20 protein-coding genes are annotated in these 19,516 nt (G+C 63.2%); 7 read left to right on the forward strand and 13 right to left on the reverse strand.

Annotated features, from left to right (window positions below; translation table 11 throughout):
• Position 1 precedes the first annotated feature (1 nt).
• The 5 genes from AC0KW6_RS04760 (at position 2) to AC0KW6_RS04780 (ending at position 5,494) form a co-directional block, all read left to right on the forward strand.
• Positions 2-706 carry an ATP12 family chaperone protein gene (locus AC0KW6_RS04760; protein WP_323775791.1) on the forward strand — a complete coding sequence of 235 codons (705 nt, stop codon included), beginning with the start codon at positions 2-4 and terminating at the stop codon, positions 704-706.
• 251 nt (positions 707-957) lie between these two features.
• Positions 958-1,974 carry an amino acid ABC transporter substrate-binding protein gene (locus tag AC0KW6_RS04765; protein ID WP_323775790.1) on the forward strand — a complete coding sequence of 339 codons (1,017 nt, stop codon included), beginning with the start codon at positions 958-960 and terminating at the stop codon, positions 1,972-1,974.
• A gap of 126 nt (positions 1,975-2,100) precedes the next feature.
• A complete protein-coding gene (locus tag AC0KW6_RS04770) occupies positions 2,101-3,369 on the forward strand; it encodes an amino acid ABC transporter permease (RefSeq protein ID WP_323775789.1) in 1,269 nt (422 codons plus the stop codon).
• A gap of 1 nt (position 3,370) precedes the next feature.
• Positions 3,371-4,690 carry an amino acid ABC transporter permease gene (locus tag AC0KW6_RS04775; RefSeq protein WP_323775788.1) on the forward strand — a complete coding sequence of 440 codons (1,320 nt, stop codon included), beginning with the start codon at positions 3,371-3,373 and terminating at the stop codon, positions 4,688-4,690.
• Positions 4,691-4,702: 12 nt separating this feature from the next.
• Positions 4,703-5,494 (forward strand): amino acid ABC transporter ATP-binding protein, encoded by a 792-nt coding sequence (locus AC0KW6_RS04780; protein WP_323775787.1) that lies wholly within the window; start codon positions 4,703-4,705, stop codon positions 5,492-5,494.
• Between the two features lie 53 nt (positions 5,495-5,547).
• Here the strand turns inward: AC0KW6_RS04780 and AC0KW6_RS04785 are convergent, their stop codons facing one another.
• From AC0KW6_RS04785 to AC0KW6_RS04800, 4 genes are all read right to left on the reverse strand, one after another.
• A complete protein-coding gene (locus tag AC0KW6_RS04785) occupies positions 5,548-6,000 on the reverse strand; it encodes a DUF411 domain-containing protein (RefSeq protein WP_474034250.1) in 453 nt (150 codons plus the stop codon).
• 136 nt (positions 6,001-6,136) lie between these two features.
• Positions 6,137-6,565, reverse strand: coding sequence for a GNAT family N-acetyltransferase (locus AC0KW6_RS04790; RefSeq protein ID WP_474034251.1), 429 nt, complete (start codon positions 6,563-6,565; stop codon positions 6,137-6,139).
• 203 nt (positions 6,566-6,768) lie between these two features.
• Complete coding sequence (locus AC0KW6_RS04795; RefSeq protein WP_474034252.1) at positions 6,769-7,266, reverse strand: SixA phosphatase family protein; 498 nt, start codon at positions 7,264-7,266, stop codon at positions 6,769-6,771.
• Positions 7,263-7,973, reverse strand: a complete 711-nt coding sequence (locus AC0KW6_RS04800) for a ferredoxin (RefSeq protein ID WP_474034253.1) — start codon at positions 7,971-7,973, stop codon at positions 7,263-7,265. The genes AC0KW6_RS04795 and AC0KW6_RS04800 overlap by 4 nt, the downstream gene beginning before the upstream one ends.
• A 363-nt stretch (positions 7,974-8,336) precedes the next feature.
• Between AC0KW6_RS04800 and AC0KW6_RS04805 the strand changes: the two genes are divergently transcribed.
• Positions 8,337-8,669 carry a GYD domain-containing protein gene (locus tag AC0KW6_RS04805; RefSeq protein ID WP_323775782.1) on the forward strand — a complete coding sequence of 111 codons (333 nt, stop codon included), beginning with the start codon at positions 8,337-8,339 and terminating at the stop codon, positions 8,667-8,669.
• Positions 8,670-8,850: 181 nt separating this feature from the next.
• Here the strand turns inward: AC0KW6_RS04805 and AC0KW6_RS04810 are convergent, their stop codons facing one another.
• The 4 genes from AC0KW6_RS04810 to argB all read right to left on the reverse strand — a co-directional run bounded on the left by AC0KW6_RS04810 (position 8,851) and on the right by argB (position 13,524).
• Positions 8,851-9,225, reverse strand: a complete 375-nt coding sequence (locus AC0KW6_RS04810) for a response regulator (protein ID WP_323775781.1) — start codon at positions 9,223-9,225, stop codon at positions 8,851-8,853.
• A gap of 114 nt (positions 9,226-9,339) precedes the next feature.
• A complete protein-coding gene (locus tag AC0KW6_RS04815; protein ID WP_474034254.1) occupies positions 9,340-11,511 on the reverse strand; it encodes a PAS domain S-box protein in 2,172 nt (723 codons plus the stop codon).
• On the reverse strand, positions 11,486-12,019 hold the full coding sequence (locus AC0KW6_RS04820; protein ID WP_474034255.1) for a methanogen output domain 1-containing protein: 534 nt from the start codon (positions 12,017-12,019) through the stop codon (positions 11,486-11,488). Before AC0KW6_RS04820 ends, AC0KW6_RS04815 begins: the two co-directional genes overlap by 26 nt.
• A gap of 644 nt (positions 12,020-12,663) precedes the next feature.
• Positions 12,664-13,524 carry an acetylglutamate kinase gene (gene argB, locus AC0KW6_RS04825; protein WP_323775779.1) on the reverse strand — a complete coding sequence of 287 codons (861 nt, stop codon included), beginning with the start codon at positions 13,522-13,524 and terminating at the stop codon, positions 12,664-12,666.
• 158 nt (positions 13,525-13,682) lie between these two features.
• On the opposite strand from argB, the gene AC0KW6_RS04830 reads away from it, so the two are divergent.
• Positions 13,683-14,411: an SDR family NAD(P)-dependent oxidoreductase gene (locus AC0KW6_RS04830; protein WP_323775778.1), complete on the forward strand. Its 729-nt coding sequence runs from the start codon at positions 13,683-13,685 to the stop codon at positions 14,409-14,411.
• Positions 14,412-14,432: 21 nt separating this feature from the next.
• On the opposite strand, the gene AC0KW6_RS04835 is transcribed toward AC0KW6_RS04830, so the two are convergent.
• The 5 genes from AC0KW6_RS04835 to yidC all read right to left on the reverse strand — a co-directional run bounded on the left by AC0KW6_RS04835 (position 14,433) and on the right by yidC (position 19,471).
• Positions 14,433-15,830 (reverse strand): PepSY-associated TM helix domain-containing protein, encoded by a 1,398-nt coding sequence (locus AC0KW6_RS04835; RefSeq protein ID WP_474034256.1) that lies wholly within the window; start codon positions 15,828-15,830, stop codon positions 14,433-14,435.
• A gap of 72 nt (positions 15,831-15,902) precedes the next feature.
• Positions 15,903-16,268, reverse strand: a complete 366-nt coding sequence (locus AC0KW6_RS04840; RefSeq protein WP_474034257.1) for a DUF2946 family protein — start codon at positions 16,266-16,268, stop codon at positions 15,903-15,905.
• A 4-nt stretch (positions 16,269-16,272) separates the two neighbouring features.
• Positions 16,273-16,920 carry a ribosome biogenesis GTP-binding protein YihA/YsxC gene (gene yihA, locus AC0KW6_RS04845; protein ID WP_474034258.1) on the reverse strand — a complete coding sequence of 216 codons (648 nt, stop codon included), beginning with the start codon at positions 16,918-16,920 and terminating at the stop codon, positions 16,273-16,275.
• A complete protein-coding gene (locus tag AC0KW6_RS04850) occupies positions 16,920-17,669 on the reverse strand; it encodes an MOSC domain-containing protein (RefSeq protein ID WP_474034259.1) in 750 nt (249 codons plus the stop codon). Before AC0KW6_RS04850 ends, yihA begins: the two co-directional genes overlap by 1 nt.
• Complete coding sequence (gene yidC / locus AC0KW6_RS04855; protein ID WP_323778344.1) at positions 17,669-19,471, reverse strand: membrane protein insertase YidC; 1,803 nt, start codon at positions 19,469-19,471, stop codon at positions 17,669-17,671. Before yidC ends, AC0KW6_RS04850 begins: the two co-directional genes overlap by 1 nt.
• Positions 19,472-19,516: the final 45 nt, after the last annotated feature.

Here is a 19,516-nt window from a genome sequence, read left to right on the forward strand (position 1 = left end):
GATGAGCGGCTGGGCACAGAAGCGGTTCTGGAAAGAGGTTTCGGTTGTGCAGACCGAAGACGGGTTTGCGGTGGAGCTGGACGGGCGCCGGGTGAAAACGCCGGCCAAGGCGCCGCTGGCGGTGCCGACCCGGGCCATGGGCGACGCCATCGCTGCAGAATGGGATGCGCAGACCGAATCAGTTGATCCCGGAACCATGCCCTGCACCCGTTCTGCCAACGCTGCGATTGACAAGGTGACACATCAGCACAGCGAAGTGGCCGCCATGCTGGCCGAATACGGCGATTCCGACCTGTTGTGCTACCGCGCCGACGCGCCGGTTGAGCTGACGTTGCGTCAAGCGCAGGAATGGGACCCGGCGCTGGACTGGGCGGCGGAGGCGCTGGGCGTGCGGCTGCAGCCGCGCACCGGTATTCTGCATCAGCCGCAGCAGGCCGCGGCGCTGGCCGCGCTGGCGGAACAGGTGCATGCGTTGACAGCGTTCCAGCTGGCGGCTTTCCATGATTTGGTAGGGATTTCCGGCTCTTTGATCCTGGGCTTTGCCACCGCGCAGGGCTGGCGCAGCGCCGATGAGCTGTGGCTGCTGTCGCGCCTGGACGAGCGCTGGCAGGAAGAGCAGTGGGGAGCCGACGAGGATGCCCAGGCTGCGGCGGAAGTGAAGCGGCAGGAATTCCTGCACGCCAAGCGGTTCTACGATTTCTCCTGAAAGAACCGAAAATTACCGAATTGACCCGTGTGACGTAAATAAATTTACTCACGGGCAATTCTGTGCGGATGCCGCAAATCGAAATTCCTGATCCCACCCTTGACGTTTGTTGATGAATGCGCCCACACTTAAGCGCGAAAAAGGGCTAAACCCTTCTTCAGTCTCAATTCCGGCGGGGGATCGCTGGTCAATAAGAACCGCTGAATGGCGGACTATGCCGCTGAATGGCGGGCTATCAGGAAGAGGTAAATATGAAAAAATCCGTAATTTTGGGCGCAATGGCTTTTGCCGGTCTTGCGGCGGGTGCAGCATCCGCCGGAACACTCGACGATGTGAAGGCGCGCGGCAAGCTGAACTGCGGCGTTACCGTCGGCCTGGTCGGCTTTGCGGCTCCGAATGCGAACGGGGAATGGGAAGGGTTCGACGTTGCCGTGTGCCGGGCTGTGGCTGCAGCCGTTCTGGGCGACTCGAAAGCCGTTGAATTCGTGCCGACCACCGGCAAAACCCGCTTCACCGCGCTGGCCTCCGGCGAGATCGACATGCTGGCCCGCAACACCACCTGGACCTTCAGCCGCGATGTCGACCTGAAGTTCGAATTCGTCGGCGTCAACTATTATGACGGCCAGGGCTTCATGGTCCCGAAAGAGCTGGGCGTGTCCTCGGCCAAGGAGTTGGACGGCGCCACAGTCTGTATCCAGACCGGCACCACAACCGAGCTGAACCTGGCGGACTTCTTCCGGTCCAACAACATCTCCTACGAGCCGGTTCCGATCGAAACCAATGCCGAAGCGCAGCAGCAGTACCTGGCCGGTGCCTGCGACGTTTACACCACCGACGCCTCCGGCCTGGCGGCGACCCGTGCCACCTTTGATGATCCGGGCGCGCATGTGCTGCTGCCGGAAATCATCTCCAAAGAGCCGCTGGGCCCGCTGGTCCGCCACGGCGACAACGAATGGGGCGATGTGGTCCGCTGGACCCTGAACGCGCTGATCGCGGCTGAAGAGCTGGGCATCACCTCGGCCAATCTGAGCGAAATGTCCGCCGGCACCGAGAACCCGGAAATCAACCGTCTGCTGGGCAGCGAAGGCACCCTGGGCGAGATGCTCGGCCTGGACGCCGCCTGGGCCCAGAATGCGGTCGCTTCGCAGGGTAACTACGGTGAGATCTTTGCCAAGAACATCGGCGAGGACACTCCGGTCGGCCTGGCCCGCGGCCTGAACGCACAGTGGACCGAAGGCGGCCTGCTGTACGCACCGCCGTTCCGCTAACCACACCACCGGGAGGGGCGCAGGACATTCCTGCGCCCTTTTCCTATCAAATAACAACCTCCGGACCGCTGCGGAGCGGGGACAACCCCGCCGGGACAGACCACCGGAGACAGGGGATCACAATATATGTCAACGTTAACTGACCCTCCAAAGGAGCAGTTCCGGCTGTCGATGCTTCTTTACGACACCCGCTACCGGTCGGCGACCATCCAGGTCATCGCGATGTTCGGGTTCATGCTGCTGGCCGCCTGGCTGATCAACAACACGCTGAGCAACCTGGCCGCGCAGGACAAGGCCATCGACTTTGGGTTCTTCACCGAGTCGGCCGGCTATGACATCAACCAGCGCCTGCTGGAGTACACCTCGCGCGACAGCCATCTGCGGGCCGCGCTGATGGGGCTTCTGAACACGCTGGTGGTTGCCGTCCTCGGCTGCATCACCGCCACCATTCTGGGTGTGATCATCGGTGTTCTGCGGCTGTCCTCGAACTGGCTGGTGGCGCGTCTTATGACGATCTACGTCGAGCTGTTCCGCAACGTGCCGGTGCTGCTGTGGATCGTCTTTGTGATGGCGATCCTGATCGAAACCCTGCCGGCGCCACGGGCGTTCCGGGGCGAAAATCCCGAAGCCACGATGAGCCTGGCTGACAGCGTTGCCGTGACCAACCGCGGTGTCTACATCCCCGAGCCGCTGTTCTCGCGCACGCTGGGCGACGTTCATGTGTTCGGCGAGGGCTCGCTGCGGTTTGACGTCAGCCTGGACCTGGTTGCGGTTCTGCTGGTGCTGGGCCTCAGCCTGTGGGGCGCCCACCGGGTGACGCTGCGCGCCAACCGCATTCAGGAAGCCACCGGCGACCGGCCGAAAACCTGGCATATCCGCACCGGCATCATCGTGCTGCCGATGCTGGCGCTGCTGATCGCCCTGGGTTTCCACCTGGGGTACCCGGCGCTGAAGGGCTTCAACTTCCAGGGCGGCACCCATCTGCGCAACTCGCTGATCGCGCTGTGGCTGGCGCTGTCGCTGTACACGGCCGCCTTTATCGCGGAAATCGTGCGCGCCGGAATCATGGCGATCTCCAAGGGCCAGACCGAAGCTGCCGAGGCATTGGGCTTGCGCTCCAACAGGATCATGTCGCTGGTGGTTCTGCCGCAGGCGCTGCGGGTGATCATCCCGCCGCTGATCTCCAACTATCTGAACCTGACCAAGAACTCGTCGCTGGCGATTGCGGTGGGCTATATGGACATCACCGGCACCCTGGGCGGCATCACCATGAACCAGACGGGGCGCGAGCTGGAATGCGTTCTCTTGCTGATGCTGGTGTACCTGGCGATCTCGCTGACCATTTCCGGGGTCATGAACTGGTACAACGAAGCCGTGAAGCTGAAGGAGCGCTGAGATGAGCGGTACCCATTCCCATACCGTCGCCTTTGTCCGCGACACCATGCTTCCGGAACAGGCGCCGCCGGCCTCTGAGGTCGGGGTCATCGGCTGGGCGCGCCATAATCTGTTCTCCAGCTGGTTCAACGCGATTCTGACCATTGCCTCGCTGGCGGCGATCTACTTTGTGCTGGCCGCCATCGTGCCTTGGATCTTGTCGCCGACCTGGGACGGCACCTCGCTGTCCAACTGCCGCGAAACGCTGGCGGCCGCGGGCCATGGCGATGCCCATGGCGCCTGCTGGGGGGTGATCAAGGAGCGCTGGATCCAGCTGATTTTCGGCTTTTACCCGAGCCATCTGTATTGGCGCCCGGTTGCCGCATTTGTCCTTTTGGGCGTGGCGCTGGCCCCGGTGCTGTTCTCGGACAGGGTGCCGTCGAAACTGCTGATCTTTTCGCTGCTTTACCCGTTCATCTTCCCCTGGCTGTTGTGGGGCGGCACCATCTGGATGCCGGTCGCCGCGCTGGCGGGGTTTGTCATCGGCGGGCTGGTCTACAAATTCGCCTCGCAAGCGCTGAGCCCACTTCTGGGGATGATCCTGGGGGTTGCGGCGGCTGTGATCTGGTGGATGCTGCTGGCGGCGCCGGTATCGGGCGCGCTGGATACGATCCTGCCGATTGGCATCGAGGCGGTGGAAAGCCGCAAGTTCGGCGGCTTCATGCTGTCGGTGACCATCGGCGTGGTGGCGATTGCCTGCTCGCTGCCGATCGGCATCGTGCTGGCGCTGGGCCGCCAGTCGGACCTGATGATCGTCAAATACATCTGCGTCGGCTTCATCGAGTTCATCCGCGGGGTGCCGCTGATCACCCTGCTGTTCGTGGCGTCGACGCTGCTGAACATCTTCATGCCGCCCGGCACCAACTTCGACATCATCCTGCGGGTGCTGATCATGGTGACGCTGTTTGCCTCGGCCTATATGGCCGAAGTGATCCGCGGCGGCCTGGCGGCGCTGCCCCGCGGCCAGTACGAGGGGGCGGATTCGCTCGGTCTCGACTACTGGCAGGCGCAGCGGCTGATCATCATGCCGCAGGCGCTGAAGATCTCGATCCCCGGCATCGTTTCGACCTTCATCGGCGTCTTCAAGGACACCACGCTGGTCTCGATCATCGGGCTTCTCGATCCGCTGGGCCTGTCGAACGCCATCCGCGCGGACGCCAATTGGAACGGCATTGTCTGGGAACTTTACGGCTTTATCGCCCTGTTGTTCTTCGTCTTCTGCTTCTCCATGTCCCGCTATTCCATGTACCTGGAGCGCAAGCTTCAGACTGGCCACCGTTAAGGAGTTCAACATATGTCTGAACTTATGACCGACCGTCAAATCGACCGTTCCAAGATGCAGGTGAGCGACAAGGTCGCCATCGAAATCTCCAATATGAACAAGTGGTACGGATCTTTCCACGTGCTGCGCGATATCAACCTGACGGTGAACCAGGGCGAGCGCATCGTCATTGCCGGCCCGTCGGGGTCGGGGAAATCCACCCTGATCCGCTGTCTGAATGCCCTGGAAGAGCATCAGCAGGGCAGGATTGAGGTCGATGGCACCGTCTTGTCCAACGACCTCAAGAACATCGACAAGATCCGCTCGGAAGTGGGAATGGTGTTCCAGCACTTCAACCTGTTCCCGCATCTGTCGATCCTTGAGAACTGCACGCTGGCGCCGATCTGGGTCCGCAAGACGCCCAAGAAGGAAGCCGAAGAACGGGCGATGCACTTCCTGGAAAAGGTGAAGATCCCCGAGCAGGCGGACAAATACCCCGGCCAGCTGTCGGGCGGCCAGCAGCAGCGGGTGGCGATTGCCCGCAGCCTGTGCATGATGCCGCGCATCATGCTGTTCGACGAGCCGACTTCGGCGCTGGACCCGGAGATGATCAAGGAGGTGCTCGACACCATGATCGAGCTTGCCGAGGAAGGCATGACCATGCTCTGCGTCACCCACGAGATGGGCTTTGCCCGGCAGGTGGCGAACCGGGTGATCTTTATGGACGCGGGCCAGATCGTCGAGCAGAACGAGCCCGAGGAGTTCTTCAACAACCCCAAGAGCGACCGCACCAAGCTGTTCCTCAGCCAGATCCTCGGCCACTGAGCCGGGCGGCAGTGCAAATCGGAAAGGCCGGGCACAGCGCCCGGCCTTTTTGTTTACCGGTGGCTGGCAAAGACTTCGCTGCGGCCGTCCGCCGTGATCAGCAGCGTGTCGAACGGCTCGCGCTCATCGCCCATTTCCATTCCCGGCGAGCCGATCGGCATTCCCGGCACCGTCAGCCCCAGCGCCGCAGGGCGCTCCGCCAGAAGCCGCCGGATGTCGGCGGCCGGCACATGGCCCTCGATCACATAGGCGCCGGCCAGCGCGGTGTGGCAGGAGGCCAGCTCGCGGGTGATGCCCAGCTGCTCCTTCATCTGCCACAGCTGGTCATCGGGAACCTCCCGCACCTCAGTTTCCATTCCGGCGGCGGCCAGCCGGTCCGCCCAGGCGGTGCAGCAGCCGCAGCTGGGCGATTTCATGATCCGGATGGTCTCCTGTGCCGCGGCTATGGCAGGCAGCTGGGCAAGCGGCAGGGCAGCTGCGGCGAGCAGCAGGGAACGGCGGTGCATGGCGGTTTCCAATCCTGAAGAACTTTGATCCGCGGCAAGATCTAGGCCCGCGGGGGCGGACATTCCAGATCCCTCCCGCGCGGGATGCGGCCGGGTGCCGCAGGGGGCCGGGGCAGTGCCCGGCCCCCTGCATTGCCTAGCGCGGGTCCAGGATCATGCGGATTTCCGCATGGCCGAAAAACGGGTTCACCTGGCGGCGGGCTTCTGTGAAGCCATACCGGCGGTAGAACCGCTGCGCGCGCGTGTTTGCAGCAAAGACGTCAAGTTCCAGCCGCGGGCGTGAGGCGCAGGCCGTGTCCAGCAGCAGACGGCCAAGCCCGCGGCCCTGCCAGGCGGGCAGGATGAACAGGCCGCCGACCTCTTCGCCGAGCAGCGAGATGAATCCCGCAGGCGTGCCTGCCGGCGCGCTGATCCAGGTCTCTGCCATGTCCAGAAAGGTGTCGCGGATCATGGTCTCGGCCTGAATCACCCGTTCCGGGCTCAGAAACGGATGGGCGAGGGCATTGGCGTCCCGCCAGATGGAAAGAACGGCTTCCTTGTCGGAAGCCTCATAGGGTCTGATCATTGTCAGGGGTTTCCCAGGTTGCGCTGCGCTTTCGGCAGCAAGTGTCCGGTTTTGTCAAGCAACACCATCACGCCGTCAGCCTGAAGGGCTGGCGTTCGCGTTTTGGTCAGTGCATACGGCGCCGCGGCGCTGTAATTCAACGGGACATAAAATCTCCTGGTTTTGTGCGGGCAGACTAGCCTGCGCGCGCAGGCCCCGCAAGCTCACTCCCCCAGCAATTCCCGCGGCACCGCAAAATCGATCGGTTTGCCGCTGCTCCAGCTCAGCTCGCGCCAGCTGCTGATCGCAAATTCCGCCACCAGCGTCGCGCCGGTCGGGTAGTCGTCAAACCGCGCATGGTCCGGCGGGCTGGAGACAATGGAATGGGCAAAGGCAGCGATGCCGGGATTGTGGCAGATCAGCATGACGCGCGGCTGGCTGGCCTCGCTCAGCACCTTGAAGATGATTTCCGAATTGGCTTGATACAGCCGTTCTGTGAATTGCGCAGGCACCCCCAGATCCATCAGCTCGCAGGTCTCGCGGGTGCGCTGCGCGGAGGATGAGATCACCTGATCCGGCACATGCCCGTTCTCGCGCAGCCAGGCGGCTATGGCCGGGGCAGACCGGCGCCCGCGTTTGTTCAGCGGACGGGCGTGGTCGCTGGGAACATTGGTGTCCCAGGCGGATTTGGCATGGCGGGTCAGGATCAGGGTGCAGGTCATCGGGGGTGAAAATGCCTCATGTGGTGCGCGGTTTGTTGCGGGTCCCGGCCGGCGTTGCGGCTGAGCGGGCAGGCCCGGCGGGCAAGACAGCCGCCAGCCATGCAGCCGCCGCCGTCTGGGGTGTCGAGATAGTCGTGGCAGGCCGCCAGATTGTAGGGGCCGCCGTCTGCCAATGCGCTGGCGGGGCAGGCGCTGAGACAGGGGCGGGAGGGGCAGCTGCGGCAGGGGGATTCTGCCAAAGGCGGAGGGGGGATGTCAATTTCCTGTTCGAAATGAAGGGCCCCCCGCAAGGATATCAGCATTCCAGCGAGATCATGCACCATCATCTGTGACGGTGATGTGAAAAACCGCCCCGAGGCCAGCGCCCAGTTGACAAACGGCGTGTAGGGCGGCCCGCCAAAGGGAAAATGGGCCTTGCCGCCCAAATCCTCCGCCAAGGCGCCGACCACCCGCTCAGACCAGCGGTCGACCGGGTGCGGGGCGCCGTCCTTGTGTTCCGGGCTGGTCTTGAAGGCGGGCCAGAACGCCCCGGCGGTGCCGAGCAGGACCAATGTGCCGCCGGCCAGCGCCTTGACGGGCTGCCGGGCTGGATGCAGAGCGCCGCAGACCGCCAGCCCGGCCTGCCGGGCGGCGGCGTCGATCTCGGGATAGGACGGCGCGGCTTGGGCGCGGTGGTCTGGCAGGTCGGTCAAGGGCACATGCGGCATCCGGTCAGGGGGCTTGGCGCGAGACTAACAGCGTAAGCCCGTTTGCCAGAGCGCAAAAACGTCCCGTCCTGTCCTGCCGGCGCCTTCCCGCCGGCGCGGTCAGAAGCGGCGGAACGGCCGCCGCGGGGTCCGTTCCAGCCCGGCCGGGCCGGGCCAGGAAGACAGCAAGGCGGAGGCGGCCCTGATGATCCACATATGCAGCAATGCGCATGTACAGACACAAAGCAAGCCCTGCTGCCGGCCGCGCGCTGATATGCCGGAACGCCGGACTGTGCTATGATCCGTCCCCGGGGGGATGCGGGCCGGACTGTGCGGCATCGGGCCTATGGGCGGCTTGCAGGTTTCGCCCCAGGGAGAGCCAGAATGCCAAGATATATCGTGACCGGCTGCTACACGTCCTCTGCCATGAACGCGATGATTGAAAGCCCCAGTGACCGCGAGGCGGCGGCCCGCGCAATTGTCGAAGCGGCAGGCGGCGCATTGGAAAGCTACTATCTGACCACCGGCGACAGTGATTTTGCGATCCAGGTGACAATTGATGACGCGTCCAGCCTGCTCGCCGGTTTGCTTGCGACGGGCGCCAGCGGGGCCGTCAGCAATCTGAAAACCGTGCGGGCGTTCACCTCGGACGAATTTACCGCCATGCAGAAGAAAGCCGGCAGCATCGCCAAGGCGTATAAAGCGCCAGGAAGCTAAGGCAGCCTGCGGCGGCCGGGGGGGACCGGGGCGGCTGCGGGCTGCCACCGCGTGATGGCCGGCGGTGCGCCGCGGCCCGCGTTGGAAAACCTTCAGGGAAACGGACAACGCTGTCCAAGCGTCGATCTGTTGGCTCCTGGGCGGTCAGTCAGTGTAAATCCGTCAACCAAGGGCAGGAATTTCATAGCCGATCTGATCGCTTTGCCGCCGCGTCCGCGATCATTGCAACAAATACTGATGGGATTGCGGGCTTGCTGATGACCGGTGCTTCTGGCCAGCTGGAGGTGCCCAGCAGGGATTTCCGACCAGTGTGATAAACAAAGGGGATCTGATCACCGGTCAGTCTTTCTGCAACGGCGAGCGACTGCTCCTTACCCAGGTTGACGTCAAGAACTGCAACTGTAATCCGGCGGCTGCTCAGAAGATCCAACGCTTCGTTCACCGATGCTGCCGGTCCAGCAACCTCTGCCCCCGCCTCACGGACCGTTTCTGCCAAATCCATCGCGATCAGGAAGTCATCCTCCACGATCAAGACGAGTTGATTTTCAAGATCCATTTGTCCGGCGAGTCCTGATGAAGCATAGATGTGGGGTATCAACGGTTTATCCGGTCAGTTGGTTCCGCAAAGACAGCACCGCCGGTTGAAACAGTCAGTGAGGCTGATGCGCGGTCAGCGATCAAACGGGAGCATCACCGTCCACTGCAAACCGTCCTTTGCATATGCCAAGTCAACATTTGCGCCGAGTTTTTGTGACACGAAGCTTTTGATTACCGTCTGGCCAAAGCCTGTTTTTTCCGGCGCGCTGACAGGTGGTCCGCCGCGCTCGGTCCAGCTCAGGCGCAGGACCTTGTTCGCGTCATGCGTTTCAAATCCCCATTCGACATGGACCTTGCCTTGCGGGGTCGACCAGGCCCCGTATTTGACGCAGTTCGTCGATAACTCGTGCATTGCAAGGCCGATCACTTCTGCCTCGCCGCTGTTGAGCACGGCCTCAGGGCCGTCACGTTCGAGCCGTTCGCCGCCGCCAGCGAAGGCTTCCAGCTGCTTGTCGACCAAATCTCTGAGAGAGGCGCCGGTCCAACTCTGTCTGACCAGCAAATCGATGGAGACCGCAAGACCGTTCAGGCGTTGCTCGAGCAGGGTCCGGAAATCCTGCATTGATCCGGCTGTTCTCGCCGTTTGCCGCGCGATGGCACCGACCACAGCAAGCTGGTTCTTGGAGCGATGCGACAATTCATGCATCAGAATGTTCTGGTGTTCCTGCGCCGCCTTGCGATCGCTGATATCCCGGATCACGTAAATCAAATACGCCGGTTCGCCTTCGCCTTCGCCGTTGCGTTGCAATGCAACGCTTACATCCCACCACGCGCCACTGCCGTCTGCGCAGAGATGCCGCGCTTCGTATTGCAGGTTGGCAATGGCCCCGGACAGGAGGCTATCGACTTTCCCGGGGTCCGCCGGGCGGTCTTCGGGGTGCAGCAGTTGATCCAGCCTGCGGTGCGCCAGATCGGCGCGGCTGTATCCCGACATTTCACACAGACGATCATTGAACTCCAGCCAGGTGCCGTCCAGTCCGACGTGGGCAATCCCGACCGACGCGTTGTCAAAGGTCCCGCGAAACCGCTGCTCGCTTTCGCGCAGCGCGGCTTCGAAGTGCTGACGTTCCGAAAGGTCGTAGAAATGGCAGACGATACCGGGGCGGCCGTCGGGCAATGTCAAACGTTCGATCTTCCAATCATATGCCTCCACTTGATCGATATCACGCCGGTTCTCCACCGTGTCCGGCGCATGATACGCTTCGCCTGTCGCAAGCGTGTGGCGGAAATGGGCGATGAAGTCGCTGGCCGCCGGTTCGGGCCAGATAATCCGCAGGGCTTCGGCGAAATCGCGCCCGATCAGGGGGCGGACGTTCTCGAACACTTTCTGCGCCCCGACGCTGACCTGAGCGATCCGGAAATCCGCATCGACAGCAAAGATGCCGAAAGGCGACTCGTTGACCAATTGTGCCAGGCTGGCATTTGCAGCCAGCAACGACTGCTCCACCTTCTTGCGGACCGAGATATCGCGCACGATCTTGGAAATTCCGACAATCTCGCCCGCCTCGTTCCGGATCGGTGACGGCGTGACCGATACTGGCAGCAGGCGTCCATCCTTGCACTGCCGCAAGGTTTCGACGGCTCGCAAGGTTTCCCCTGATCCGACCCGGCGCACGAACATCGCCTCTTCGTCGCGCTTTTCCTCCGGCACCAGGCACAGCGCAGTCTGGCCGACGATCTCTGAGGCGCTGTAACCGAACATGTTTTCAGCGCCGTCGTTCCAGCTGGTCACATTGTCCGCCAAATCCTTGCTGTAGATCGCATCCGTCGAGGAGGACACGATTGCCGCAAGATGGGCGCGGGCCTGCTCGGCGCGGTTCCGCCATTCGATTTCCGTTTTCAGCGTCCTGATTTTCTGGTTGAGCTGCTCGAAAGCGGATTTTCCCAGTTCAGCAGGCTGAAGCCGCAGGATGACAAGCGCACCGCCATCTGTCCCCGGACCGGCGGCGCCGCCATGGCAGCTCCAGTCCAAGGATCCTCCGGCCTCGGTCTTCAGGGTGATTTTGCCCGGTAAAGGCCCCCGCGTCCGCGCGCACATGGACAGAAATTTCGCGACCGCTTCCGGTGAGGTGCTAAGATTTCCCAGATCGCTGCCGGGTTCCAAATCGGGATAAGCCCGTCTGAATGGCGGGTTCGCCGCGCGGACAATGCCTGCGGAACTGACGAGCAGACATGCGCGCGTGTCGGACGCCAGGAGCATCTCGAAGGCGCTTTCTATGCTACTCTTGGGATCCAAAATACTCACGCCCGTCCTCCCTTCCGGCCGCCGCGCCGTGCTTCAGATGCACCACCACCCGGCACTCCCGATGACCCGCCGCAATCGTGCGCTGGAGTTCGACTTTTGCATATCCCAAGTTTTCCGCGGCAATGCTGCCAAAGACATTTGACGTCATCATGCACATGGAGGGCCGGCCAAGTACCTTATCGCCGAAGGGACAGGCCCTATTGCCGAGCACAATGCGGTCGTCGTTCTCCTCAATGATGTAGAACTGACCCTCGATCCGGCGTTTCAAATCGACCAGAACCGCGGCTACCTGGCCTCGGGACAGTTTTTCGACAGACAGTGCATTGCGATAAGATTGACCGATGCTTTCGCCGATCGTCGTGCCAACGATACTGATAAACCCCGAAGCGTCTTCGAGACCGACGACGTCTTCGAGCGTCCCGGACAGCTCGCGGATGAGCGTGCGCATGAAACGATCACGGTCAAGGTCAATTTCTGCCGTCGGGATGTCATCGCTTGATCTGGTCATCTCAGTCCCATTCTTGCTGCGCCGTGCTGGAAATGGCCCGTCTTGCGCGGGTGCAGAACAAGTGAAGCGCGCTGATCCTTCACATCTTCTCGCGGTCAACAGATTATCGCGTGGGCGCGGTTCATGGCTATTCGGATCTCTGCGGCTTACGCCGCTGCAGGATTACAACCTATTCCGGCGTTGCGCATTGGGCCACATCTTTTCCTGACGCTGCAGATACGCGTAAGCGGTTTCATGCAGGAAGAAGACGGTGGCGCGCAGCTGCAGCATGCCTTGCGGCGGTCCTGCTGCGCCTCCAAAGGTCACGGACCGCTCCGCCATCTTGGGGGAATTGGGATCCTGCCGGGAACGGACGCCGATCTTCGCCAATGCGGGAAACAAGCGCTTTATCAACGGCGCCACCCCCCGCATAGGCCCGATGGCAACCCGCTGGCCGGTCCTGCCTCCGGCCCGCGATGGGGGCGGCGAAAATCTGCTGAAGAAGACGGGCGGCAACAGGCTTGCGCACCGGGTCCGAGGGCGGCCGGACCGGGTGCGCGGGAAGGTTCAGGCCCGAATTCATACAAGCCGTCAGTGGCTGCAGCGGCGCTTGCTATGTGCAAATGACGGCTGGGCAGCGCCCCTCAAACCCTCTTGAGCCCGTGTCAGGCGCGGATCATCGACCCCGCACCGTGGTCGGTGAACAGCTCCAGCAGCACCGAATTCTGCACCCGCCCGTCAACGATGATGCAGGCGCGCACGCCGCCCCGGACTGCATCCAGCGCGGTTTCGGTCTTGGGGATCATGCCGCCCGCGATCACGCCGCTGGCGGTCATCTCCTCGACATCGGCCGCCGTCAGCTCGGTCACCACGTCGCCGTCGGCGTTCTTGACGCCGGCCACATCGGTCAGCAGCAAGAGCCGGTCGGCGGTCAACGCCTTGGCGATAGCGCCGGCGGCGGTGTCGCCGTTGATATTGTAGGTCTCGCCATTGCGGCCGCCGCCGATCGGGGCGATCACCGGGATCATGTTCTGTTCGAACAGCCCGTGCAGCACCTTGGGGTCCATTTCGGCGGGCGCGCCGACAAAGCCCAGATCCGGGTCGGCCTGATCGCAGGTGATCAGATTGGCGTCCTTGCCCGACAGGCCGACGGCCCGGCCGCCCTGGCGGTTGATCGCCTGCACGATGCGTTTGTTGACGACGCCGGACAGCACCATTTCCACCACTTCCATGGTGGCGGCATCGGTGACCCGCTTGCCGCCCACGAACTCCGACTGGATCTGCAGCTTTTCCAGCATCGCATTGATCATCGGTCCGCCGCCGTGGACGATCACCGGGTTTACCCCGACCTGGCGCATCAGCACGATGTCGCGGGCAAAGGTCTCCATCGCCTCGTCGCTGCCCATGGCGTGGCCGCCCAGCTTGATGACAACAATGGCCCCGTCATAGCGCTGCAGATAGGGCAGGGCGCTTGAGAGGGTCTCGGCAGTGGCAATCCAGTCGCGGTTCATGGTCTGTGTTTTCATCGCTGTCATCATTCCTTTGAGCGAAGGGTTTAGGCGGTTCCGGGGCCGCTGCCAAGCATTGCCTGCGGCAAACCGGGCGGCGCAGCCTGCAGGATGCCATTGCGGTTGCCTGTGCCGGTGGTAGGGTCAGCCTGAAAATCTCCTGTGAGGATCATCAGATGCGTCAGAAGACCCTGCTATTGACCGGCGCCAGCCGCGGAATCGGCCATGCCACGGTGCGCCGTTTCAACGCCGAAGGGTGGCGGGTGATCACCTGTTCGCGGCAGCCGTTCCCTGCGGAATGCCCCTGGGGCGGCGGCCGGGAAAACCATGTGCAGCTGGACCTGTCGGATCCTTCCGACACGATCAACGCGGTGGGCCAGATCCAGGAGCTGCTGGACGGAAAGCTGGATGCGCTGGTCAACAATGCCGGGATTTCGCCGAAAGGGCCGGAGGGGGAGCGGCTGAGCACGCTGGACACCGATCTGATGGACTGGGGCAAGGTGTTCCATGTGAACTTCTTTGCCTCGGTGGTGCTGGCGCGCGGGCTGAAGGATGAGCTGGCGGCGGCCAAGGGATCGGTGGTCAATGTGACCTCGATTGCGGGCAGCCGGGTGCATCCTTTTGCCGGGGCGGCCTATGCCACCTCCAAGGCGGCACTGGCGGCGCTGACGCGGGAAATGGCGCATGATTTCGGCCCCATGGGGGTGCGGGTCAATGCGATTGCGCCGGGAGAGGTGGAAACCGCGATTCTGTCGCCCGGCACCGACAAGATCGTCGAAAAGCTGCCAATGCAGCGGCTGGGCCAGCCCGAGGAGGTGGCCTCGGCGATCTATTTCCTGTGCTCCCAGGAAAGCTCCTATATCTCCGGCACCGAGATCGAGGTGAACGGGGCGCAGCACGTCTAAGGCCTGCGCCCCTGAGCGCGGTCAGCTCACCGCGCGTTTCAGCACCGGCAGATTGCCCAGCAGCAGCACGTCAACCGCCAGCACCGCCAGCAGCACCAGACCGGTCAGCGGGAAGGCAAGCGAGACCAGAACGGCGATCAGCGCGGCGCCTTTCCAGAACGGCATCCCGGCCGGTTCCGGCGGTGCGGCGAGGCGGCTGGCCCCGGCCGGGCGGCGCTTCATCCACATCACCAGGCCGGAGACGCAGACAAAGATCACCGCCAGGCAGAACACCACGTTCAGCACAAAGCTCCAGGTGCCCATCAGACCCATGTGGAAGGGAATGCCGACAGCCATCGCCTTGCCGGCCAGGGAGTAGTCCTGGTATTTCACATCGGCAAGGATCTTGCCGCTGTACTGGTCCACGTGGATGGTGCGGTCGAGGAACGGGTCATCGCCGTCGCCGCTCATGCTGTCGCGGTTGATGGTCCAGACGCCATTTTCGCCGCCGGGATAGGCGAGGCGGAAGCGGCCTTCCATCCCCAGCGTGCGGCCCAGGGCGATAACGCTGCCCGCGTCCACCGCCTGGCCTTGCGGCACCCCGGTGATCCCGGCCTCAGACCCGGAAGCGGGCATCGGGGTCTGTTCCAGCGCCCAGGGCACGTCATTGGTGGACCCGTGGTTCATGCTGGCGTGAATGTCGTCCGACAGGGGCACATTGTCCCATTTCGCCGCCGGGAAGGTGCTCCAGGCCTGCACCAGCTGAGCGCCCCAGATTCCGGTCCACGAGAGGCCGGAGATCAGGAACACCACCAAGAGCGCCGACATCCAGAAGCCGGTCACCGCGTGCAGGTTCTTCCACAGGGCGCGGCCGCGGGCGCGGAAGTTCGGGATAAAGGCGCTGGCGGCATTGCCGCGCGGCCACCACAGGTAGAGCCCGGTCAGAACCAGCACGATGCCAAGGCCGGCGGCAATCTCGATCAGCCGGTCGCCGGTGTCGCCGATCAAGAGGGTGGAGTGGATGTTGTCGGCCAGATCATACCAGCCTGCGCGGCGGTCCCAGACCTTGATCACCTCGCCAGTGTATTGGTCCAGTGCCACCAGACGCTGGCCGTCATCGGTTTTCACACGGAACACCGCGGCCAGATCCGGCGCCTTGGGGCCGATCCATTCGGCGATGGTGCCGGGCTGGGCGGCCAGAACGGCGGCGGATTGGTCTGCGATGCTCAGCTCGGCAGGGCCTTGGGCAACGGTGATTGTCTCGCCGTCGCGGCCATCGAACTGGGTGATGAACATCATCATCAGGCCGGTCACCGCCAGCATGATCAGGAACGGCACCACAAACAGGCCGGCATAGAAGTGCCAGCGCCAGGCGGCGAAGTAGAATTTCTCGGACAGCGGGCGCGATTGGCCCGCGGATTGCGGTTGGCTGGTCGCCATTGGGTCTCTCCATATCGGAACAGGGCCGGGCGCGCAGGGCGCCGGCAAAAATTTTCAGGTTTGTTCAGAAAATCAGGAGAGCGCGGGCGGGCCGCGGGCGTCATAGCGCCAGTGGAAACCGGCGCTGTGATGGGTGAACGTCTCGCGCGACCAGCGGTCTTCCAGCGGGGCGTTCAAACCCAGATCGATCAGATGGTCCGGCAGCAGCGCCACCGCGGCAAGCGCGGCAAAGGGGCAGCTGCGGTCCTCCATCTGCTCCGTGGGGACGTGGTCAACCCCGCCGTCCAGATCAACCCAGGTTTCCACCGGGCCGGTGCCGGTGCAGATCACCAGCAGCACCTTGCCGTCCTGCGCCGATGCCGGCATCCAGCCGGACGGGATCAGCCCGGCCACGGCCAGGGCAATCACAACCAGCAGGGAGGGCAGGCGGCGCAGCATTGTTTTAGAGCCCGGCGATGATCGTGCGCAGGGTGGCGATGCCGTCGCCCTTCTCGGAGGAAGTCAGCACGATCTCAGGGTAGGCGGCGGGGTGTTTGGCCAGCGCGCCCTTGACCTGCTCCAGCACCTTGGCGCGGTCCTTTTCCTTGACCTTGTCGGCCTTGGTCATGACGCATTGGAAGGTGACGGCAGAGCTGTCCAGCAGCTTCATGATCTCTGCGTCCACTGCCTTTACCCCATGGCGGCTGTCGATCAGCACAAAGGCGCGGCGCAGGTTCTGGCGGCCGCTGAGGTAGCGCTTCAGCAGTTTCTGCCATTGCTCCACCACCTTCAGCGGCGCATTGGCGTAGCCATAGCCGGGCAGGTCGACGAGATACAGCTCGGGCCCCTGGGTGAAGAAGTTGATTTCCTGGGTGCGGCCCGGCGTGTTGGAGGCCCGTGCGATGCCCTTGGTGCCGGTCAGCGCGTTGATCAGGCTTGACTTGCCGACATTGGAGCGGCCGGCAAAGCAGACCTCCAGCCGGTCGGCGTCGGGCAGGCCGTTCATCGCGACCACGCCTTTCAGGAATTCGGTCTCGCCGGCAAACAGCTTGCGGCCCTTTTCGGCGGAAATATCATCCGGGGCTTCGGCCAGGGTAAATTGCATCTGCATTACAGAACCTCCAGCGTGTCGCCGCGTTTGACGGAACCGCTGCTGAGAACCTCGGCGCGGATGCCGAAATCAGTGTGGCCCCAATGCGTGCGCAGCGCCTTCAGCGTGTCCGCATCGCGGCTGCCGGTGTCGGGGTTGGTCTCGGTTGCGCGGCAGCGGGTGATGCGGTCGACCACCTTCAGCCGGACCTCGCCCAGGGACAGTTCCTGTCCAACCCAGTCAAATTCGGCAAAGGGTGCCAGCCCGTCCAGCCACAGGTTGCCGCGGAACCGGCGCACGTCCAGATCCTGCTCCAGCTTGTCCCCCAGCGCCGCCAGGGAGCTGCGCGACAGGATTGCCACGGCAGAGAAACTGGCATCCGCCATGCCCCCCGCAGGGGCCTGGATCAGCGTATGCGGCTGCGGGCGTTCGGCGGGGTACAGGGGGGTCAGCCAGTCGATCAGCCGTGCCCCGTCCGTGGCGGGATCCAGCGTGATCGCATCCTGCCGGGGGTGGCGCAGAGTGATGCGCAGCCCCTGTGCGGTCTCAGCCGTTTCGGCGGTGACAGCCATCAGTTCAGGACCAAAGCAGCCGCGGGCAAAATTGCGGCAATGCTGCCAGGCGCCAGTGTCCTCGGCCTTGCCGGTCAGCACCGCCCAGGCCCGGTCCAACGGCATAGGCCCGCCTTTTTCAAGACGGACCTGCTGCAGTGGTTCGGCCTCGATCCCTTTGATCGGGTGCCGCCAGATTTCAGCAAGGGTGGCTGGCATCATTTTTCTGCCTTAGGCTTCTTCTTGAAGCCCGACTTGATGTTGCCGAACACGTCCGGCTTGTAGCCGTGGCTGCGCATGATCAGGTACTGCTGGCTGAAGGTGATTGTGTTGTTCGCAATCCAGTAGACCACCAGGCCGGAGGCAAAGCCGCCGAGCATGAACATGAACACCCAGGGCATCCAGGCAAAGATCATCTGCTGAGTCGGATCGGTGGGGGCCGGGTTCAGTTTCTGCTGCAGCCACATGGAGATGCCGAGCAGGATCGGCAGGATGCCGATGAAGACCAGCGCCAGGATGCTTTCCGGCGCGGGGGGCGCAATCGGCAGCAGCCCGAACAGGTTCATGATTGAGGTCGGATCCGGCGCGCTGAGGTCCTGGAAGGGGCCGAAGAAGGGCGCGTGGCGCAGTTCCAGGGTGACAAAGATCACCTTGTAGAGCGAGAAGAAGATCGGGATCTGGATCAGAATCGGCAGGCAGCCCGCGGCGGGGTTCACCTTTTCCTTCTTGTAGAGCTCCATCATCTCCTTTTGCATCTTCTGGCGGTCGTCGCCGGCGCGCTCCTTGAGCTTCTCCATCTCCGGCTGCAGCTCTTTCATCTTCGCCATCGAGGCATAGGATTTATAGGCCAGCGGGAACACCAGGATCTTGATGACAACGGTCAGGCCGATGATCGCCCAGCCCATGTTGCCGATCAGCACGTTCAGATTGTGCAAGAGCCAGAACATCGGCTTGGTCAGGAAGAAGAACCAGCCCCAGTCGATCACGTCCAGGAAGCCTGCGATGCCTGCCTTTTCGTAGCCGCGGATGGCTTCCCATTCCTTGGCGCCGGCAAACAGCTGGGTGGTTACGTCCGAAGACTGGCCGTCAGCCACGGACACCGTCGGCAGCACGATGTCGGTCTGGTAGATCTCGCGGCGCTCGTCGAATTTGGCGATCGAACGGAAGCCCTGGCCCGGGGTGGGGATCAGCGTCGACATCCAGTAGTGGTCGGTAAAACCGATCCAGCCGTTTTCGGCGACCTGGCGGACCTCGGCCTTGGAGCCGTCGCGGGGATCGGGCTCGAAATCAGCCATGTCGTCATAATCAATCTCGGCCAGCTCACCGTCCGACATGCCGACCAGGCCTTCGTGCAGGATGAAGAAATTCTTCAGGTCTGCCGGCTGGCCGTGGCGGGCCAGGGTGCCATAGGGCGCCAGGGAAACGCTGCCGCCGGAGGCGTTGGTGACGGATTGGGTGACCGAGAACATGTAGTCCTGATCCACCGCGATGGTGCGGTTGAAAGTCAGGCCCTTGCCATTGTCCCAGGTCAGGGTGACGGGGCTGTCCGCGGTCAGGGCGGCGTTTGCCGGGGCGGACCAGATGGTGTTGGCCCCCGGCACGTCGTCCAGCGACAGACCCGCGCCCGGCGCCCAGCCGTAAAGCGCGTAATAGGCACCGGCGTCGCCCACCGGTTTCAGCAATTTGACGATCGGGGAGTTCCCGTCCAGCGTTTCGCGGTAGTCTTTCAGCGACAGATCGTCGATCCGGCCGCCCTGCAGCGAGATGCTGCCGGCCAGGCGCGCGGTGTCGATGGCCACGCGCGGCGCATCCGGGGCTTCGGCGCCTTCCGGGGCGGTTTCTGCCACCGCATCAGCCGAAGCGCTGGGGGCCAGCGCGGCGTCTCCCGCAGGGGCGGTGCTGCTGATCGCGGTTTCCGGCGCCTGTTCCGGCTCTGGCGGCGGGAAAAAGGTGTACCACCCCAGGATCACCAGAAAGCTGAGTACGGTTGCGAGAATTAGATTTTTGTTCTGATCGTCCATTGGGGACTGCCACCTCGTGTAGGGAAGGACACGTGGGGTTCAACA

It is taken from the genome of Leisingera sp. SA215 (assembly GCF_055902035.1).

Bases quoted from the DNA above. Each gene is read 5' to 3' on its own strand.
- AC0KW6_RS04760 (WP_323775791.1), top strand. From the start codon at position 2: ATGAGCGGCTGGGCACAGAAGCGGTTCTGGAAAGAGGTTTCGGTTGTG.
- AC0KW6_RS04765 (WP_323775790.1), top strand. From the start codon at position 958: ATGAAAAAATCCGTAATTTTGGGCGCAATGGCTTTTGCCGGTCTTGCG.
- AC0KW6_RS04770 (WP_323775789.1), top strand. From the start codon at position 2,101: ATGTCAACGTTAACTGACCCTCCAAAGGAGCAGTTCCGGCTGTCGATG.
- AC0KW6_RS04775 (WP_323775788.1), top strand. From the start codon at position 3,371: ATGAGCGGTACCCATTCCCATACCGTCGCCTTTGTCCGCGACACCATG.
- AC0KW6_RS04780 (WP_323775787.1), top strand. From the start codon at position 4,703: ATGTCTGAACTTATGACCGACCGTCAAATCGACCGTTCCAAGATGCAG.
- AC0KW6_RS04785 (WP_474034250.1), bottom strand. From the start codon at position 6,000: ATGCACCGCCGTTCCCTGCTGCTCGCCGCAGCTGCCCTGCCGCTTGCC.
- AC0KW6_RS04790 (WP_474034251.1), bottom strand. From the start codon at position 6,565: ATGATCAGACCCTATGAGGCTTCCGACAAGGAAGCCGTTCTTTCCATC.
- AC0KW6_RS04795 (WP_474034252.1), bottom strand. From the start codon at position 7,266: ATGACCTGCACCCTGATCCTGACCCGCCATGCCAAATCCGCCTGGGAC.
- AC0KW6_RS04800 (WP_474034253.1), bottom strand. From the start codon at position 7,973: ATGCCGCATGTGCCCTTGACCGACCTGCCAGACCACCGCGCCCAAGCC.
- AC0KW6_RS04805 (WP_323775782.1), top strand. From the start codon at position 8,337: ATGCCAAGATATATCGTGACCGGCTGCTACACGTCCTCTGCCATGAAC.
- AC0KW6_RS04810 (WP_323775781.1), bottom strand. From the start codon at position 9,225: ATGGATCTTGAAAATCAACTCGTCTTGATCGTGGAGGATGACTTCCTG.
- AC0KW6_RS04820 (WP_474034255.1), bottom strand. From the start codon at position 12,019: ATGACCAGATCAAGCGATGACATCCCGACGGCAGAAATTGACCTTGAC.
- argB (WP_323775779.1), bottom strand. From the start codon at position 13,524: ATGAAAACACAGACCATGAACCGCGACTGGATTGCCACTGCCGAGACC.
- AC0KW6_RS04830 (WP_323775778.1), top strand. From the start codon at position 13,683: ATGCGTCAGAAGACCCTGCTATTGACCGGCGCCAGCCGCGGAATCGGC.
- AC0KW6_RS04835 (WP_474034256.1), bottom strand. From the start codon at position 15,830: ATGGCGACCAGCCAACCGCAATCCGCGGGCCAATCGCGCCCGCTGTCC.
- AC0KW6_RS04840 (WP_474034257.1), bottom strand. From the start codon at position 16,268: ATGCTGCGCCGCCTGCCCTCCCTGCTGGTTGTGATTGCCCTGGCCGTG.
- yihA (WP_474034258.1), bottom strand. From the start codon at position 16,920: ATGCAGATGCAATTTACCCTGGCCGAAGCCCCGGATGATATTTCCGCC.
- AC0KW6_RS04850 (WP_474034259.1), bottom strand. From the start codon at position 17,669: ATGCCAGCCACCCTTGCTGAAATCTGGCGGCACCCGATCAAAGGGATC.
- yidC (WP_323778344.1), bottom strand. From the start codon at position 19,471: ATGGACGATCAGAACAAAAATCTAATTCTCGCAACCGTACTCAGCTTT.